General features: G+C 67.4%; 13 protein-coding genes and 5 pseudogenes. 11 read left to right on the top strand and 7 right to left on the bottom strand.

The genetic code is table 11. The features are described from left to right. The 3 genes and pseudogenes from AB0950_RS39690 to AB0950_RS39680 form a co-directional block, all read right to left on the bottom strand. Positions 1–916: pseudogene (locus AB0950_RS39690) on the bottom strand (transposase); the annotation flags it as partial. A gap of 415 nt (positions 917–1,331) precedes the next feature. Next, positions 1,332–1,589, bottom strand: a pseudogene (locus AB0950_RS39685) (transposase); the annotation flags it as partial. 52 nt (positions 1,590–1,641) lie between these two features. Then, on the bottom strand, positions 1,642–2,562 hold the full coding sequence (locus tag AB0950_RS39680) for a Ku protein (RefSeq protein WP_360162696.1): 921 nt from the start codon (positions 2,560–2,562) through the stop codon (positions 1,642–1,644). A 1,079-nt stretch (positions 2,563–3,641) separates the two neighbouring features. On the opposite strand from AB0950_RS39680, the gene AB0950_RS39675 reads away from it, so the two are divergent. The 4 genes and pseudogenes from AB0950_RS39675 to AB0950_RS39660 form a co-directional block, all read left to right on the top strand. Next, positions 3,642–3,980, top strand: a complete 339-nt coding sequence (locus tag AB0950_RS39675; protein ID WP_360162698.1) for a hypothetical protein — start codon at positions 3,642–3,644, stop codon at positions 3,978–3,980. A 7-nt stretch (positions 3,981–3,987) separates the two neighbouring features. Next, a pseudogene (locus tag AB0950_RS39670) lies at positions 3,988–4,250 on the top strand (transposase family protein); the annotation flags it as partial. A 1,167-nt stretch (positions 4,251–5,417) separates the two neighbouring features. After that, positions 5,418–5,588, top strand: a complete 171-nt coding sequence (locus tag AB0950_RS39665) for a hydrophobic protein (RefSeq protein WP_360162700.1) — start codon at positions 5,418–5,420, stop codon at positions 5,586–5,588. A 245-nt stretch (positions 5,589–5,833) separates the two neighbouring features. Continuing rightward, positions 5,834–6,015: pseudogene (locus AB0950_RS39660) on the top strand (hypothetical protein); the annotation flags it as partial. A gap of 308 nt (positions 6,016–6,323) precedes the next feature. Here the strand turns inward: AB0950_RS39660 and AB0950_RS39655 are convergent. Next, positions 6,324–6,974 carry a TetR family transcriptional regulator gene (locus AB0950_RS39655; RefSeq protein ID WP_360162702.1) on the bottom strand — a complete coding sequence of 217 codons (651 nt, stop codon included), beginning with the start codon at positions 6,972–6,974 and terminating at the stop codon, positions 6,324–6,326. A gap of 137 nt (positions 6,975–7,111) precedes the next feature. Here AB0950_RS39655 and AB0950_RS39650 point away from each other — a divergent pair, with 137 nt between their 5' ends. The 4 genes from AB0950_RS39650 to AB0950_RS39635 all read left to right on the top strand — a co-directional run bounded on the left by AB0950_RS39650 (position 7,112) and on the right by AB0950_RS39635 (position 10,847). Beyond that, positions 7,112–7,951, top strand: a complete 840-nt coding sequence (locus AB0950_RS39650) for a patatin-like phospholipase family protein (protein ID WP_366780723.1) — start codon at positions 7,112–7,114, stop codon at positions 7,949–7,951. 784 nt (positions 7,952–8,735) lie between these two features. Beyond that, positions 8,736–9,215: an ATP-binding protein gene (locus AB0950_RS39645; RefSeq protein ID WP_360162706.1), complete on the top strand. Its 480-nt coding sequence runs from the start codon at positions 8,736–8,738 to the stop codon at positions 9,213–9,215. Between the two features lie 446 nt (positions 9,216–9,661). Next, a complete protein-coding gene (locus AB0950_RS39640) occupies positions 9,662–9,964 on the top strand; it encodes a hypothetical protein (RefSeq protein WP_360162708.1) in 303 nt (100 codons plus the stop codon). A 574-nt stretch (positions 9,965–10,538) separates the two neighbouring features. Then, entirely contained in the window at positions 10,539–10,847 is a 309-nt protein-coding gene (locus tag AB0950_RS39635) for a hypothetical protein (protein WP_366780722.1), read from the top strand. On the opposite strand, the pseudogene AB0950_RS39630 reads toward AB0950_RS39635, so the two are convergent. Together AB0950_RS39630 and AB0950_RS39625 are read right to left on the bottom strand one after the other, a co-directional pair. Then, positions 10,847–11,014, bottom strand: a pseudogene (locus AB0950_RS39630) (transposase); the annotation flags it as partial. The gene AB0950_RS39635 and the pseudogene AB0950_RS39630 overlap by 1 nt on opposite strands. A 365-nt stretch (positions 11,015–11,379) precedes the next feature. Then, the gene (locus AB0950_RS39625; protein WP_366780721.1) at positions 11,380–12,135 is read right to left on the bottom strand and encodes an SDR family oxidoreductase; all 756 of its coding nucleotides are present in this window, start codon (positions 12,133–12,135) and stop codon (positions 11,380–11,382) included. Positions 12,136–12,263: 128 nt separating this feature from the next. On the opposite strand from AB0950_RS39625, the gene AB0950_RS39620 reads away from it, so the two are divergent. After that, entirely contained in the window at positions 12,264–12,755 is a 492-nt protein-coding gene (locus AB0950_RS39620; protein ID WP_360576410.1) for an Rrf2 family transcriptional regulator, read from the top strand. A 933-nt stretch (positions 12,756–13,688) separates the two neighbouring features. Here AB0950_RS39620 and AB0950_RS39615 read toward each other — a convergent pair. Further along, the gene (locus AB0950_RS39615) at positions 13,689–13,961 is read right to left on the bottom strand and encodes a hypothetical protein (protein ID WP_360162714.1); all 273 of its coding nucleotides are present in this window, start codon (positions 13,959–13,961) and stop codon (positions 13,689–13,691) included. A 1,410-nt stretch (positions 13,962–15,371) separates the two neighbouring features. On the opposite strand from AB0950_RS39615, the gene AB0950_RS39610 reads away from it, so the two are divergent. Beyond that, positions 15,372–16,073 (top strand): SMI1/KNR4 family protein, encoded by a 702-nt coding sequence (locus AB0950_RS39610; RefSeq protein ID WP_366780720.1) that lies wholly within the window; start codon positions 15,372–15,374, stop codon positions 16,071–16,073. A 556-nt stretch (positions 16,074–16,629) separates the two neighbouring features. Next, positions 16,630–17,095, top strand: a 466-nt coding sequence (locus tag AB0950_RS39605) for a hypothetical protein (RefSeq protein ID WP_366780719.1), incomplete at its 3' end; no start/stop codon positions are given.

Raw genomic sequence — 17,095 nt, 5'->3', positions numbered from 1 at the left:
GTCGGCGAAGCGGCTGCGGTCGTCCCCGATCTCGGCCAGGATCCGGGCGGCGAGCTGGATACCGAGCCCGGGGAAGCTCAGCAGGATCTCAGCGTCCGGATGCTGAGGGAACGCGTCCTCCACCGCCTCGGCGAGCTGGTCAGCGGCGGTGCAGGCGGCGTCGAGCTGGATAAGGAGGGCGAGCATCTGCTTGCCGAGAGCGTCCTCGACAAGCGGCGGCTGGTGCGCGGACTCGGCGCGGAAGACATCACGGAGGCGATCAACTTCGGTGTCGATGCCGCGCTTGCGGCCGGCTCGCTTCAGGGCGGCCTGGAGCTGGGTGCGGGTCAGGCGTGCCGCCCGCGTCGGGGTCGGGGCGGTCTTGAGGAGTTCACGTGCCTCAGGCCGGCACAGGCCGTTGGTCCAGGTGGCGGAGGCGTCCAGGGCCGCCGGGTAGTACTCGCGCAGCAGGGAGCGGAGCTGGTTGGCGAGCTGCTGCCGGTTCCACAGTGCGTCCTGCTGAGCGCGTGCGAGGACGGCGATCGCACGGCCGAGGTCGGAGTCGTCGGGCAGCGGCCGGTGGGCGTGCATGTCGGTGCGCAGGATGTTCGCCAGGACGAGGGCATCGCCGGGGTCGGACTTCTTGCGCGAGACGCTGGGCCGGTCGCGGTAGCGGGCGGCGGCCCGCCAGCGGGTTGATCGCGTACACCTTCCGCTTTCCGGAACGCAGCACAGCGACCAGCAGGCCGCGGGAGGTCTCGATGGCCACCGGGATCGGGTTGTCCTGGGTGTCACCGTGCTCGGCGAGAAGCTCCAGCAGCAGCTTGTAGCCGACGGCGTCGTCGGTTATGTGCCGCTTGGCCAATAACCTTCCGGTGTCGTCGACCAAGGCGACATCGTGGGTACGTTCGGCCCAGTCGATTCCACAATAGATCAAGGGAGTTCCTTCCCGATGTGCTGATGTTTGCGCTGGTCACGAGCGCATGCGGGCCACGCGACGCACTAATCCCGGGCATCAACCGCTGTGCGGAGTGCCGCCACCTCACGAGCCGTTCGTGGCACCAGCGCACTCCACGGGCCTCGGTCTGCGCGGGAGCTCGAACGGCTCGGGCGTATCAAGAGGTCACCGCGGAGTGGGCTCGCACCACCAACACCAACGAGGGACAAGGCGACCGGTGTTGAGTCTCGGGGTGCTGGATGCCGCCGGTCTGGCGAAAGGCGTCACGGCCTGTTCTTGAGAAGGCGTGCATCCAAGCACCCGACTCGAACACCCGGAGACCTGTGCTCCCGCCGGATGTTCTTGGGAAGGGATTAGTTCTTCAGGTGGGCGAAGCCGCGTTGATCGCCTCGCACAACCGCTCGGCGATCCGCCGCCGCACCGGCAGCGGATCCCACGGCGACTGGTTCACGAACTGCTGCAGCGCCTGCATGTTCCCGTCCGGCAACCGCTCAGCCATCGGCTGGATCGACTTGCGCCGGCCGTCCAGCATCAGACCCCGCAAGTAACAATCACCCCACCGCCGCTGATCCCGCCGCGGCACCGAAGCGAACACATCGGCAACGAACTCCGCCAACTCACCCCGGAGCCGTTCCACTTCCCCCAGCCTCATACCAGCACGATGCCCACCACCAGGTGAGATCACCGAATGTAACGAAGCACTACTAGGCGCTGCGCGGCTTCCGGCCGGTGGTCTTCTTCGTGGTCGTCTTCTTCGCTGCGGCCTTCTTGGCCGGCTGCTTCTTCGCGGCCGTCTTCTTCGGCTTCGGTAGCTCGTGCACATCGGCCGGCCCGGTGTCCTCGCCGCGGGCGGCCTTCACCTTCGACACGGACTGCTGCAGGGCGGCCATGAGGTCGAGGACCTGCGCTGGCTGCTCGGGCTCGGGTGTCTCGGGGAGCGGCTTCTCCTCGCGTTTGGCTTCGATGATCTGGGCGATCGCCTCGGTGTAACGGTCCTCGAATTCGGGGCCCACCAGTTCGTCGACGGTCATGGTGTCCATGAGGGCGAGTGCGCCCTCGATCTCCTCGTCGGACACTTCGACCGGCGGTGGGAGCAGCTCGGTGGGGTCGCGGATCTCGTCGGGCCAGCGCATGGCGTGCAGGACCAGGACGTCGTCGCGGACCCGGAGCAGGCCGAGGCGTTCCCGGCCGGACCAGGCGTACTTCGCGACGGCCACCTTGGCCGAGCGGCCGAGGGCCTGGACGAGGAGCTTGTACGGCTTGGCCGCGACCTGGCCGGCGGGCTGGAGGTAGTAGCCCTCGGCGATCCGAATCGGGTTGATGGATTCCAGGGGCACGAAGGCGTCGATCTCGATGGCCTTGGCCGTGGGCAGCGGGAGGTTGCTCAGTTCTTCGTCCGTGATGGGGATGACCTGGGTCTTGGTCAGCTCGTACCCTTTGCCGATCTCGGACTGGTCGACCTCACGGTCCTCCAGCTCGCACACCTTCCGGTAGCGCACCCGGCCCATGTCCTCGAGGTGGTACTGATGGAAGTGGATCGAGTGGTCTTCGGTCGCGCTGACGACGTTGATCGGCACGGTCACGAGGCCGAAGCTGATCGCGCCACTCCAGATAGTTCGGGGCATGGTGAACCTCCGCAGTAGCCCCGAGCAACATCAGCCTATGAGCGCCCCTGGCGTCCCGCATGCGCGCCACACATATGGAGCGCACGCTGGTTTTATGGCTCCGCGAAGCCGGCTCTGAGGTGGGTGAGCATGATGTCCCATCGTCCCGAGTGGTAGGGCTGGGCGCCTGGCACACTGCCACCTGCCCAGCGTCCCTCAGAGGTCCACCGCGCGCTCCGATGGAAGAACGCCTGTCTCATTGCTCTCACCGTGTGCATGCTTAGCCTCGTGATTGGGTTCCTCACTGGAGCGATCAACGTCGGCCTCGCCGGCGACACCGGCCCCGGCGCACCGCCAGGCCAACAGGCGCCCAATTCAGCTCCTGTCATCTGGCCCCTCGTGATCTCCGGCGTGTCAGGCATCGGCGCACTGTTGAGCGGTGCCGCAGCGATGATCATTGCGCGACAGGGCACTCGCCAGACCCAACCGGAGCAACCTGCACCCTGCCGGCATGGGTGGCACGTTCGGGAACCTCACCACCTGCGTCGCCCGCGCGGCCAGCGGCGCTAGCCGATGACTGAGACGTCCTTCGCCGTGTACCCGCCCGCCAAGGACGGGGGTCGGCGTGTCCGTGCCGGAACCCGTTCGTGGGGATGGCGTACACGCTGCTCGACGTCGCCGAGTTCCTGCGGCGTGCAGGCCCTGACGACGTGGAGCCAGAGGATGTAGCGGCTGAGGACTGGATCGAGTGGCGGGGTGTCGGACCGGACATATGGGAGCGCTGAGGGGCCCAGTCAGCGGACGCTTCCGCTACCTCAGCTGATGCGTCCGTTCCGTCAACTGTAGCAGCTGAGGAGGCATTGGCCTACGTCAGGAGGCGGCCGAGCGCCGCGCTGCCGAAGTGGAGGCTGTCCGGCCGGGTGTCGAGTGGAATCTAGAGCGCCCAGGTCAGATGCAGTTCATCCTGCGAAATACGGGTACGGCCATTGCCGACGGCGTGACGATTAAAGCCTGTCCCGCAAAGGCCGGCTGGAGCCCGTGTCGGGTGCTGAGCGGGGTACTTGCGAGACTCCGACGCGGGGCTGTGACAGCCTGCGGACATGCCAGAGTTGCGCGTTCATGCAGGCCGTCACTATGCCGTCCAGTTCCATTACGCCTTGCCGGACGACGCATGGTGTGTGGAGCTGAGCGAGGCCGTCCCGGCGCCGGCCACGTGGGCTGAGATCCCCAACGCGGAAACACATTTGCCTGGAGTGGCCTTCCTGGTGGCGGTGATACCTGACGAGGATCCGGACCTGGAGCCGACCGTCCACATCCACAGCCACGACGAGCACATCATCCCCTACGAGATCATGCGCTGGTTCATGGAGCACGTGGCCGAGCAGGTTGAACGCTGCCGCATCGCGTTCGAGCAGGGAGGACCTGAAGCAGTGGAATGATCAAGCAGTGACTGGTGTGATCACGGCGTCGGAGCCTTCCTGGATAGCCCCGTTCAGCGGGGCCCGCGTCAGTTCGGCAAGCTGATCACCGCGCTCCGTCGCGAGGGCGCAGATCCGGTGCGCAAGGGTCGGCCGTGGAGTCTTCCGCTGGAGGACCGCGTGCTGCTGGTCGCCGCGTACTGGCGGACGCATCTCACCCTGCGCCAGCTGGTGCCGCTCTTCGGGGTGTCCAAGTCCGCGGCCGACCGCATCATCGACCAGCTCGGACCCGCGCTCGCCGAGGAAGCCGTGCAGGTCGTCGTCGGACATGACCGCGGCCCAGGGCAGGGCCGAGCGTGCCGAAGACGACCGCGCGGCTGATGTACACGCCGGAGGCCTCGCCGCCGACGAAAAGTTCGAGCCGGGTACCGTCGGGCTTCCAGCTGTAGTCCGGGCAGGAAGGTTCGTCTTCCTCCCTGCAGTCGATGGAGCCTTGCCGTGCGTCGTCCTCGGTGCCGTAGTGGCCGTGGGCGGGCTGGTCTTCGCGCCACACGTGCCGGTGCTGTACGAGGGGCGCTTCGCGCGGTCCAGCTCGGCGCGGAGCTTCTCCAGTTCGTCGCGCTGTTCCTGGTAGATCGTGACGCCGGTCTTCTCGATCTGCCGGCGCTCGATGAACTCGGCCATGATCTGCTCGGCCTGGACGACCAGCTCAGCCGGAATCGCGGACACCATCGCGTCCGCGAGCGGCTCGCTGAAGACGTCGCCCATACCGGCTCCCCACAGGGACCAGTCGAGCAGCGACCACAGCGGCCCGCGGTTCGGGCCCTCGGGATGCAGAGGCATCCGTGCGGCGCGGCGGACCAGCATGCGGGCCATCACCTGCGCATCGGTCGGCTTCTCCCACGAGTGCATGCCCGCGGAGGCGAGGTACCGGCGACCGTGGTGCTGCTGCTTCTCACCGCAGTACCAGCAGCCGTACGGCTCACACACGCGCTCCCGCATGATGTTCCGCTCCCGGAGGGCACCATCCGCGGGACATGCCGCGGGTCCGGACGAACCGCGGGCCCTCGGTGAGGGCTTCGGCGCCGAGGGGGAACTCGGCTGGGGCCGAGGTGACGGGCGGCAGCAGGAGGACGGTCACAGGGCGCCTCGCAGGCCTGCGGCGAGTTGCTCGTCGGTGCCGCGGTCGAAGAGGTCGTTGAAGTCGACGAAGCCGGTGGTTGCTTCGTTCTTGGGGGCCCGGGTACGGCTGTGCGTATGGCCCCTCGGCCCACTGGCAAACCTCTGGCCAAGGCGGCACATTGAGTGACCGACGATGGAGGGTGCCGTGTGTGAGACGGGCGCGAGGGGGAAGTGTTCACGGCGCGCGTATGGCCTTAGTCAAGTGGAAGTAATTCATAAGTTTGTGTGCTTGCAGGGCTGAAGTAAGGGCATCCGGTGGCCAGGAGGTTGATAACGATGGTTCCCCTGCTTCTGGTTCTTCTGCTGGCTCTGATCCTCTTCGGCGCGGGTTTCGCGTTGAAGGCGCTGTGGTGGATCGCGGTGATTGTGCTGATCGTGTGGCTGCTGGGCTTCGTCGTCCGGACGGCGGACGGCGCAGGCCGTAAGGGCCGCTGGTATCGCTGGTAGGCCTTGGGCCCTTCGGTGACGTGCACCGTGAAGGGCCAAGCTCTAGCGCCAGTTGGAGTGGGGTCCGGCCGATGCGGCCGGGCTCCACTTCGCGCTTGCGGGTGCATGCTCAGGTGGCCGGGATGGATCGGGCGTATCGGGCGCTGCGGAGGGTAGGTGTGCCGTGCACCGGTCCCGCGGAAGCAGCAGTGGAACCCTGCTCCTCCTAATTCTGCGGGGCCGTTGCACCGCATCCGGCAAGCTTGATCCGGTGCCGCCGGAGTACAGCGGGATCGGTCTATGGCGCCGACCACGACGCCCCGGGCCCGCGGCCCGGCCGGCGCTACGCCGAGCTGATCGGCGGGCCGCTGGACGGCCTGCTGCTCGACATCACGGGCGGACGCAGGACGAGATCGACACCAGCGTGGCGCTCGAGACCGAGTTGGGGTAGTTCGGCGCCGGCGGCCCGGCGGTGTACGAACCCCGACCCGCACGCGGCCGACCCGCCCAGACCTCGTCCTGCGCGACTTCCGGCCCGCGTCGGACGCCCGCTGGTGTGGCGACATCACCTGCGTCCCCACCGACGAGGGCTGCTCTGCCGGTCCCGGCCGGTCCCGCCGCGCTGAACGTCTGACGACCGCAGCGCCGCATGTTTCCGGTGAGCCTTACCCAGCCTGATCGCGGTGCCGAGGCGGAGAGTTCCTGGTGAGGGGTTGGTCTATCAGGGCAGTCGTGTGAGTCAGGGGCCTGTCAACGTCACTTGTGTGGGCGCAGGTTGAGCAGCACCTTGCCGAGCTGGTCGTAAGTGAGGGCCGGCGCGGGCAGCGGGGGCGCGGCCGGGTTGGTGCGGAGGCCGTCCAGGAGCAGGGCGAGCGGGCGGAGCCAGGCGTCCTGGGCGACCGTGGTGAGCGCGGGAGCAGCGCGGCCCAGTGCTGCCAGGGTGAAGAGCAGATCGTCGGTGGTGAGGTCCGGGCGGATGGTGCCCTGCTCCTGTCCGCGCCGGAGCAGCTCGTCGATGGTTTCGCGGTTATGGGCGTGGATCGCTTCCAGGGAGGTGACACCTTCCAGGTTCGTGGTCATGAGGTCGTTGGTTCCGCGGTCCGCCGCCAGGCCCGCGAACACTGTCCGTAGGTACTGCGTCAGTCCCGCAAATGCGTCCTCGGCGGTCCGAGCTCGTTCGCCCGCCGCTTCGGTCTCGGTGAGCGCGCCCCGGAAGACCTCGTCGACCAGTGCGGCACGGGTCGGGAAGTGGCGGTAGAGGGTGGCATTGCCCACGCCCGCCCGCCGGGCGATGACATCGAGCGGGGCGTCCAGGCCCTGTTCGGCGAAGACCTCGCGGGCCGTGCTCACCAGCAGCTGCCGGTTGCGCAGCGCATCGCGGCGCCCTGCCGGCGAACGATCGCCCATTACGTCTCCCTCTTCTCGCCCCGTACCGGGGAGCGTTCCCCGGTACGGATGCTATCGTCGGCCGAGTAAACGGGGACTGCTCCCCGGTTTGCTTCCCGCGGGCGGACCGCCCGCGGGCTTACACGGGGAGGGGAAGCATGCCCGGCACCGCACTCGTGCTCGGCGGCGGCGGACCGGTCGGCGGGGCCTGGCTGACCGGGGTGCTCGCCGGACTCACCGAGGCAGGGATCGATCTCGGCAGCGCCGACATCGTGATCGGCACCTCCGCCGGTGCCGTCTTCGGATCGCGGCTCCGGTCCGGCGTTCCGGCCGCAGAGCTGTACGAGCGTCAGCTCTCCGGCGCAGACGCGGTCCGTCTGCCGGTGACAGCGCGCCAGACGGCGAGCTTCCTCTGGGCGGCGCTCGGCTCCCGCGACCCCCAGCGGTCCATCGAACGCCTCGCCCGCGCAGCACTGCGCACCCGGACCGGCCCGGAGTCGGACGTCTTCGACACGGTCGGCGCACTCCTGGGCGACGTACGCGACTGGCCCGAGCGGGAGCTGCGGATCACCGCGGTCGATGCGCGGACCGGACGACTCGAGATGTTCGACGCACGCTCCGGAGTGACGCTCCTCGAAGCGGTCGCGGCGAGCTGCGCCGTACCCATCGTGTGGCCGCCGGTCACCGTGGCGGGCCGGCGCTGGATGGACGGCGGTAGCCGTTCGACCGCCAACCTCCAGCTCGCACGCGGCTACCGCCGGGTACTGGCGGTCGTGCCGATCCCCCAGGCGGTCGGGCCGCATCCGAGCGCCTCGCAGCAGGCCGCGGAACTGTCCGACGACGGAGCGCGTGTCATCTTGCTGTCCCCAGACCGCGCCGCACGCCGCAAGATGGGCCGCAACATGGCAGACGACACACGCCGGTCGGCCGCCGCCCGCGCTGGCCACGCCCAGGCCAGTGCAGTTGCCCCTTCGGTGGCCGACGTCTGGCAGGGATGACTTCTGAACGTGAAAGTGTGATGCCGGGATTGTTCGCCGGACAGTAGCCGCTTGACACCGGTAGCGCTGGGCGTGAGATACGCGCACGGCGGCGGGCTGACCGGCCCCCCGTGAGAGCGGATCCGGCTGCAGGCCGTGGCCCGCTGCGAGCTCGGGGAGACGCTGGATTCCCAGGCCATCCCGGCGAGCATCCCGGTCAGAGAGCCCTGGGCGGTGGCGGCGGCCAGCTCGTCTCCCACGGTGAAGTGCTGCTGTACTGCTTGCATGAGCTGGATGGGACCGCTGAAGTGCTGTCCGAGCGCTGTCACCCCCCGTACGACGGCGGCGAGTTCCGGTGGCAGGTCGTCGGGATCCACGTCTTCCGGTTGGCCTTTTGGAGCGTGTCTCGCAGGTTGGTGAAGACGTTCAGCAGGACGGGGCACGGCTGCGGAGCTCGCGGCCAGCTGCTGATCGAGGCCGATCTGCTGGCCGTCTGCCATGGCGCCTGCCAGAGCGCGCATTCGTTGACCGGCAGCAAGGACAGGAACGGTTCCACGTAAGGCCGCAGCTCGGGATTGTCTGCTGCGGACCGGCGTAAGTCGTTCATGGCTGACGTTGCTGCCGGCGGGTCGTCCAGGGCCAGGCACACACGGACCAGGTTCGGTGAGGAGGCGCTCGTTCTCAGCGTCACTTCCGCTTGGGCGGCGAACTCGGGTAAGCCCAGCGACGCGGTCCAAGACTGTGGTGATGTTTCGGGGGTATGGGGGGCCGGTAACTACGGCGCTTCGGACATGAGGCGGACTGCATGGACCTGCCTGGGCACGATGAGGGTTGTCAGCCGCTTGCAGACCATCCGATATCGGTGTCTGCCGCGTTCGAGGCCAGCCAGGAGATCGCCGAGGCCCGTGACCTGGCCCGGTCGTTCCTGGCCGGTGTGCAAACGGTGCATGGGCTGGCGGTGTCCGACCGGGCGGCGGGCATGGTCCTGCTGGTGGTGAGTGAGTTAGTGACCAACGCCCGCAAATACGCCCCTGGCCCGTCTCTGCTGACCTTGGAGGTCAACGAGGGGGCGGTGGAGGTGACGGTGTGGGACAGCGAGCCGTGCCTGCCCATCGCTCACGCCGCCGATCCCGGACGGGTGGGCCAGCACGGGCTGGAGATCGTGATGGCGGTGTGCCGGAGCTTCGAGATGCACCGTGAGGTGGTGGGCAAGCGGGTCACGGCAACCGTGGTGCTGGCCGACGACGACCCGGTCGGAGACGATGCCGGCTGCCAGATCTGCTGAGCAGCGCCGGGTGAGTTCGGTCGCGGGTGCTCACCGCGTGCAAAGCCCGCTCCAGGCCGAGACCCGGCCGCCGACCAGGGGCCCTTGTGTGGAGAACTGTTCCATGCCCCTGATGCCGAGCGCTCTCAGGTTGGAGTCCCAGGCCATCCCGCCGAGCATCCCAGTCAGACCTCCCTGACGGCGCACGCACGCCCTCGTTCGCCGACAGCGAGGGTCAGCGGCCCCTGAGGGTGCACCGGCGTCGCGTCAGGGGCATGAGGAGGCGGAAGCCGCTGGTTCGACGCAAAGACGGCGACTCAACGTGACCCGCCATCGCGTCGCGGAGGCGAATTGACGTCGTCTCTTGGCAGAATGCAGTGGTGCAGCCGTTGCCGGTTCCCTGTCCTGCTCACCTCGTCCCGGATGCCACCGGCACCAACGCCTTCCACGAGGCCTACCGCACTGCCATGGCGCACGGCGTCGTTTTCGTCGCCATCGAATGCGAAGCAGAGCGGTGGACCGTGAAGGCGGACACCCTCACCGCCGGCTCCGGCCACACGGTCGCGGACGCCGTCAACGATGCCATCCGGGCCGCGATCCTCCGCCTGGTCGACAACCGCGAGGCTGATTTCGGCGCCTACACCGGGCCGGTGTACTTCATGATGCACGGCGTGCGCAGCGAAGAACGCGCGCGCGAACTCGCCGCCGCACTGCACGCTGCCCTCTACGGAGACCTGGAAGCCCTGGCCCGCGCCGCCCCCGCACCGTGACACTCACCCACCTGCCCAGGCCTCACCTCACCCGCGGTCCGGAAACAGCCCCTTGAAGGCACGGCGTCGGCACGGGTCACGCCACGTCCTCCAGCAGATCCCCGGCCGGCGGCGCTGCTCTCATCGTTCTCTCGGGCGTTCGCGAGTGTGGCGTGACGGTGCACTGCATCGGGTGACCTGGGGTTCTTGTCCGCATCTCTGGGACTGTCGTGATCGTTGCGGCATGTTGCAGATGAGATCGGAGGAGACCCTTGAGGGCCTTTCCTGTGAAGCTGCCGTCTGGCGTCCGGTACTGGACGGTGGTCGACGAGAGCTACGCGGTGGTGCCGGACGCGGACGCCCTTCTATGGCACGGCCGGTTCGGCCGGGACCAGGAAGAGCTGACGACCCGTACCTACGCCGGGCACGTTGGGCTGTACCTGCGTTGGTGTGCGCGGACCGGCCGGGACTGGCGGGTGGCGACGGAGGAGTTCGGGCTGTTCCTGCTCTGGCTGGCTCAAGTTCGGCTCGAAGGAGGCGACCGGCGCCGACCGGCCGGTTCGAGGTCGCGCCGGGAGACGAACTGCCCGAGATCGTGGAGAAGGTCGGCAAGAAGCTCGCCCAGACTCATCAACTCAGCGTCTTGACCGACTACCTCGCCCAGCTCACGCCGATGTTCCGGATGCACCTTCAGGAAGACGTCACATCGCTCTGCGACGAGGTCCATGCCTTGGATCCGAGTGGCCAGGCGCTGCGCTACACCATGGTCAAGGGGCAGGGCGGGACGACCGTGCACGCCGCCCTGCCCCGCTCTACGTCGACGTCCCCGAGTTTCGCCCGCCGGGCGGGTGAGGCGTGCACGAGCTGGGCGAAGATTCCTTCGTCCCGCCACGCGGCGTACTAGGCATAGACGGTGGCGTGGTTCGGGAAGTCGTGCGGGAGGTACTTCCAGGGGATTCCGGTGCGGTTCACATAGAGGATCGCGTTGAAGAGTTCGCGTAAATCGACCTTGGCCGGCTGCCCGGTCGGCCTGCGGTCGAGCCGGGCCGTTCTCCAGGCCTTCAACGTCGGCTACACGGCTTGCGCTCGCTCACGGCGTAGCGTGATCACGCGCGAGCCGGAAGGTGCGGTTCCGCTGCCCATGAGGCGATTCCGTGGCATCAAACCAGACGGACTGCCAGGTATAGAACCGAACGAGACGGACGGCCGAGCCTTCGCCCTGGAGAAGGCCATTACCCACCTATGGGATGAAAGCCTTCAGAGCAGGACAGGGATGAGAGCCACATACAGGGCTTGATCTGCATAAACGCCCTCCAAGAGCTCGTAACACGATCACGATCCGGGCTTCTTGAGGCGTGTCCCCGCACACGCGGGTCGTTGGCGGTGCGCGCCCTGAAGGCGCGATGTCCTTCGGGGCGCGCGGCAGGGGTTCGGGTTCAGGCGTTGTAGCCGCCGTGGGCGTCCAGCACCGCGCCCGTGATGTACGACGCGGCGGGGCTCGCCAGGAAGGCGATCGCCGCGGCGATTTCGTCGGGGTGCCCCATGCGTTGCAGGGACAGCGAGCTGACCAGGGCTTTGAGGGTCTCGGGGCCCGGCCCTTCCATGCCGCCCTCCATCAGTCCGGCCTCCACGACGTTGGCCGTGATGTTCCGGGGCCCGAGGTCGCGTGCGACGCCCATGGTGTACCTCTCGATCCCGGACTTGGTCGCCGAGTAGTCGGCAAGGCCGGGGGCGCCGACCCGGGAGCCCAGTCCGGAACTCACCGTGATGATGCGGCCGCCCGTGCGCAGCACTCGGGAGGCGGCCCGGATGACGGCGATCACGCCGAGGTAGTTGGTGGCGTGCATCCGGTCCAGTGCGGCGGTGTCGGCGTACGGGTCGTCCACCGTGCGGCCCTGCTCCACCGAGATCGCCGCGTTGTTGACGAGGATGTCCAGGCCGCCGAAGTGCGCGACCACGTCGTCGATCAGCGCCGGCGCCCGGCTCGTGTCCGCCTGGTCGGACTGGAAGGCGAAGGCCTTGGCTCCCTTGCCGTGCACCTCGTCGACGACGGCCTGCGCCTGCTTCTCGGAGCTGACGTAGGTGAAGGCGACGTCGGCGCCCTGCTCGGCCAGCAGCCGTACGGTCGCGGCTCCGAGTCCGCGCGACCCCCCGGTGACCAGGGCAACCTTGCCCATGAGTGGCTTGCTCATTCTTCTCACCTCGTTGATTGACCCTTCCTGGCTGTCGCAACACTAATTGTTACGACAGCCTGTTGCAACCTTCACTGTTACGACTGTGCTGTCGTAACATGAAGCGTTGCGGCCGAGAGGAGGAGTCCATGAGTGCCAACAGCAGGCTGACCATCGCCGCCCACGCGCTGGCTTGGATCGGCCTCTACCAGCGCCAGGGCCATGAGGTCGCCACCTCCGAGCAGATTGCGACCAGCGCGAACACCAACCCGGTGGTGATCAGACGGCTGCTCGGCGAGCTGCGCAGGGCCGGGCTCGTGGAGTCCCGGCGGGGCGTGGGCGCGGGCTGGTCGCTGGCACGCGAGCTGGAGTCGATGACCCTGCTCGACGTGTACGAGGCAGTGGAACCCGGCCCGCTTTTCGCAATGCACCGCACCCCCCCGGACCAAGGATGCGTGGTGGGTCACGGCATCCAGCCGGCAATGCAGAGCATCTACGAGGGCATCGAGAAGACCCTGAGACACGAGCTGGCCCGCGTCACGCTCGCGAACGTACTCCGGGACGTACTCGCGGCGAACAACATGGCGACCAGTCACGCCGAAGACCGGTGCAGTATCGGACCGTGTCCTACGAGCTCGTGATTTGAAGTGCCCTGGTCCGGCGTGACCGATGTGACGATTCCGCCGTTCGGGAGGATGTGAGCACCCGGCCATGGATCCCGGTCCTGGGCCACACTCGGTGGCGGAAACTTGCGGCCAAAGTCACTAGGCCGACCGCGAGTGCAAGGCGCAGGTTCCAGCAGGGAACTCGCCCTTGGCGGCGACCGCGGTCACCTGTCACGATCAAGCGTGGACAACCTTTCGAAGGTCACGAGATGGAGCGACCTCCTCCACGACGTGATGGGCCCGGCGGCAGCTGCGATGTTGCTGGCGCTCGGCCTCAGGACCCACCGCCACGGAGGATCCGTGGGCTGGGTCATCGCGGGAGCAGCAGCATTGATCTTGAGCAGCCTCTGGGTAGCCCGGCGCCGGATCGCTCGGCACAGGAAGACGACTCCCCAACCATAAAGATCACCCACGGCCGCATACGCGACCTACCCAACGGAGAGCTCAGAAGCTGTCATCAGGGGCCGGCGATCGCAGCCCTCCCTCAGGCGGACGGCATACCTCAGCAGCGTGGCTGGGGCCGGTGGGTGCGCAGCGAGGCACACGCGCGCCTGATCGGTCGGCGTGCCCGCCGTCGTGGCTGACTTTCGTCGGCTGAGGCACAGACGATCTCCGGGATGAGGTGCCCCCTCACTGGTGGAGGGCGCCCCACAGCCTTGACTCGGTCATTGAAACTCCCGGCCAAAGTCACTACGCCAACCGCGTGCCTCATTGACCACCGCATGATGAACCGCCAGTGAGGGCCCTCTTCTGCCTGCCTTGATCAAAAAGGGCGGGGCCGAACCATGTCGAACCCCTGGGCACCCACCCCACACGACAGCCGGATCACTCACCTGCCTGCCAACGCCCCGACAAGCCGAAACGGTCCGTCGGCCCCGAACCGCCGGACCGCCGGACCGCTATGAGAGATCAAGATCCGAAGGTGATGATGTACACCGGACTGTTAGAGCTGCCCTCGTTGTGCACTACCGGACAGGACGTCTTCTGCTCGGTGTCCTTGGTCTTGACCTGAACTCCGCAGAAGGGCGAATCATCCCAGTTCATCGTGTTGATGTTGCTGAGCACGGGGATGTTGTCCCCCTCTCCGTTGTCCTGGGGGTCAGCGCTAGCCACCCCGATGCCGGCGAAGAGGATTCCGCAGGTAGCCGCGGCTACCACTGCAATCTTCTGGACGGTCCTCATGTGTTCTCCTCCGCTGCTGTGCCCCAGATCGGGCAAACACCGTAGAGAACGATGCGCAAAGCGGATCAGAGGGTAACGCCATTCATCCTTGGATCACTCCTACGGCCGTATAAATCATGCAGCTTCTGGACGAACTGAGCAGGTAGGAGGCCTCGTTGCCCGTCGCGACTGGCGTGACGCTGCTCACGCCGTTGAGGTATGCGCCTGTCTCACCCAGAAGCCGATTACGCAAGCCGGCCAGCCTGGGAACGCTGGCTCCTGACTAGCCCCTGGGCGAAACGGAACGCTAAGTGAGATCTCCCCGTCCCCCCTTGCGGATCGCCGCCGCAACGGCGTGCACCGCTCTGACTGTCTGCGTCACCCTGGTCACCGCGCCCACGGCATCCGCCAGCTCCTGGCACCATCAAGCCGGTGCCCCCACCCCCTCAATCCGACACCTCGACTCGAAGCCGATTGCCGAGCTTAGCGCTCCGGGGCAGTTCATCCCTGTCGGCACGCCACGTGTCCCTCTCCCTCAGTGCCCTAGCAACGCCGGCAACGGCGGCGGCGGAGGGCCTGGTGGCGGTGCCCCCATTCAAGGCGGCAGCGGCATCCTCACCGACCTCCTGAACCGCCGCTGCCCCAGCAACGGCGGAGGCAGCGGGGGTGGCTGATAGTTCGGGCCGAGGGTGCTCTGAGCCCTTCGCGTGCCCGAACGTGCGGGAAGCCACGGGGAATCACGGCGCCGAGCGGGCGCCGCACAACGCAACGGCCCCTAACCGATTCAGCTGGTCAGGCGCCATTGAACCGCGCGGTGGGTGTGGGGTTTGAACCCACGGTGGCTTGCGCCACGACGGTTTTCAAGGTTGCGTGTGGCACGCGGCTCTGCGACGCAACCCCCACGCCCTGAATCGGCCGCTCACGAAGATGCCGACGCCGATGGACAGCGCGATCAACAAAGTCGACGGCACTACGTCGAGGGCAACGTGACGGCCCCGGCTGCCAACGACCCCACAGAAGCGATCGCCGTGAGGTCGCGGCGGCCACGGTAAGGCAGACTGCCATCTCGGCCCACCGCATCGCCCGGGTCGGTTGCGTCGTCATGGCGATGTTGTACATCGCGCAGCTGGCTGCTGTACAGCAGCGAAAGAGGTTGAGGCGGACCCGCCCGGCAGGCTTCGCTGTCCGGTTTGCTCAGGTGCCGAGGTGCTTGCGGAGCCACTGACCCATCTGCTGGATCGCCCGATCCACCTCGGGCACGCGCCCCGCGCCCAGGATGAAGGAGTAAGGAGTACTGCCCCTCGGGCATCGGGTGGACCTCGGAGGTGACCTTGAAGTCCGCGAGCCTGCGGCCGAGCTCGGTGCCGTCGTCGGCGAGGGTCTCGTACTCGCCGTAGTGACGACCGGGGGTGGCAGGCCGGTCAGATCGGCGTGCACGAGGCTGAACTGCGGGTCGGCGAAGTCCATGGCGGGGTCTTGCAGCCAGGCTCCTCGGGAGTTCGGGAACGCGTCATCGCAGTGGAGGAGGCCGAGCGTCGAGCCCGTGGCCGTGGGCCGTCTCGATACCCGACGTTCGAACCCGTCCTGACTCCCGCCGAGATCGCCGAGGTCGAAGCACAATTCGGTGTCGCGCTCCCCGACGAGTACCGCACGTTTCTGGCGGAGGTCGGAGCCGGCGGCCCCGGGGCCGGCATTCGAGCTCACGTCGTTGGCCGAATCGACGGGAAGTCGGGATTGGTCTGGGAAAACGACGAGGACCATCCCTGGCTGCTGGACCCCAGTGGGCCGTTCGTTGAGACGGAAGACTGGGCCGACCAGCAGATAGCGACCCTTTGCGCCGCCGGGTACGAACCCACCACACGTGATGAAGACGACGACTATCTGGGCGGCTACCGAAAGGTCTTCGGAGATGCCGGCGACGATGACTGGTTCCTGGAACACGGGCGGGGTGCGATCCCCATCAGCGACAACGGATGCGGGATGACCGGCTGGCTCATCATCGTCGGCCCGCACCGCGGGCGACTCCGCGACCGGGACTGCGCGGTCAACCCGCCCTTCGATGCAAACGGAAACCGTCACACCTTCCGCAGCTGGTACCTCGAGTGGCTTGAGCAACACGAGAGGGCAGCTTGATGATCAAGGACTGGTGACCCTGGCCCGCGCCCGCCCCACGCACAGCGGCCTACCCAACCGTTCCCTTCAAAGGAACTGCACCCAACGACGATGATTGACACCATGAACCGATGATCGGTGCGGCACCTAGTGAAGGGAATCGGACCGATGACGTCAAGGCCGGGGGTAGGGCCATCACCTAGGGAAGCTTGGGTTCTCTCGGGGCAGCCGCCCTGTTGACCTGCGGCTGAGTGATATGGGTGGTCGGTTGCCCGGCGAGTCAGTGCTCCGTTGTTCCCCGCGGTGCTCCAGCTCGCTGGCCGGTGGTGCAGGAGACGGGGTGGTGATACGGCGCCAGAGGGGCGTGCCTGTCCGGTGTTCGCCTCATGAGCGCGCCTGCGCTCGCTCTATCCGGCGAACTGCGCATCCGATGGATAGCAGCGGCGTGAGGTATTGCGATGGACTACGACCCGTTCATCCGCGGTCGAGATGCACGAGGACAAGGGCGCAGCCTGTCTGAGGGTGCCCAGCTTGCGATCGCATCTAGACAGCGTGTGGCACCGAGGAGTCGGGTTGCTTGGGCTGCCAGGCCACCTCGTTCGTGCTCTACCTGAGTTGGGGGTTGGCAATGACACTGTCACAGTGGCAGAGAGCGTTGGAGTGGCTGGCTGCCGCGGCCAAAGATCCGCGCGCGTGTCGCGACGACTGGATGAACGGGGTGACCGGGGTCCATCTCTTGGCCACCGGGCGCATGTGGGATGTCCTGACTGTTCCTGAGCGCCTCGGCCTGTGCACCGCCGAGTTACTCGACACGATTTCGGTGACGGAGCGGGGGCCAGTTCTGCATGACGGTCGAGGCGGGCGTGTGGGATTCCTGCTGCCGGCCGACCCCACCGCTTTGTGGGCTGGTCACAACCTGAGATACGTCTCGAAGGGCGGCTGGATCGCGGCCCCCGCCCCGCACTGCCGGTGGGGGACGCTGCACTGGCTCATCCCACCGGACGGAAGCGGCGCTCTCACCCCGCCTGAACTTCTCGAGTTGG

This window comes from Streptomyces sp. NPDC007189, from assembly GCF_040703635.1.
Taxonomy (GTDB): domain Bacteria; phylum Actinomycetota; class Actinomycetes; order Streptomycetales; family Streptomycetaceae; genus Streptomyces.
This window is presented reverse-complemented; position numbering and strand designations above follow the sequence as displayed.

What these genes read in the sequence shown, in the direction of transcription:
- AB0950_RS39620 (WP_360576410.1), top strand. Translation starts at nt 12,264, where the DNA reads ATGAGTGCCAACAGCAGGCTGACCATCGCCGCCCACGCGCTGGCTTGG.
- AB0950_RS39640 (WP_360162708.1), top strand. Translation starts at nt 9,662, where the DNA reads ATGGCGCACGGCGTCGTTTTCGTCGCCATCGAATGCGAAGCAGAGCGG.
- AB0950_RS39625 (WP_366780721.1), bottom strand. Translation starts at nt 12,135, where the DNA reads ATGAGCAAGCCACTCATGGGCAAGGTTGCCCTGGTCACCGGGGGGTCG.
- AB0950_RS39655 (WP_360162702.1), bottom strand. Translation starts at nt 6,974, where the DNA reads ATGGGCGATCGTTCGCCGGCAGGGCGCCGCGATGCGCTGCGCAACCGG.
- AB0950_RS39645 (WP_360162706.1), top strand. Translation starts at nt 8,736, where the DNA reads ATGGACCTGCCTGGGCACGATGAGGGTTGTCAGCCGCTTGCAGACCAT.
- AB0950_RS39650 (WP_366780723.1), top strand. Translation starts at nt 7,112, where the DNA reads ATGCCCGGCACCGCACTCGTGCTCGGCGGCGGCGGACCGGTCGGCGGG.
- AB0950_RS39665 (WP_360162700.1), top strand. Translation starts at nt 5,418, where the DNA reads ATGGTTCCCCTGCTTCTGGTTCTTCTGCTGGCTCTGATCCTCTTCGGC.
- AB0950_RS39615 (WP_360162714.1), bottom strand. Translation starts at nt 13,961, where the DNA reads ATGAGGACCGTCCAGAAGATTGCAGTGGTAGCCGCGGCTACCTGCGGA.
- AB0950_RS39675 (WP_360162698.1), top strand. Translation starts at nt 3,642, where the DNA reads ATGCCAGAGTTGCGCGTTCATGCAGGCCGTCACTATGCCGTCCAGTTC.
- AB0950_RS39680 (WP_360162696.1), bottom strand. Translation starts at nt 2,562, where the DNA reads ATGCCCCGAACTATCTGGAGTGGCGCGATCAGCTTCGGCCTCGTGACC.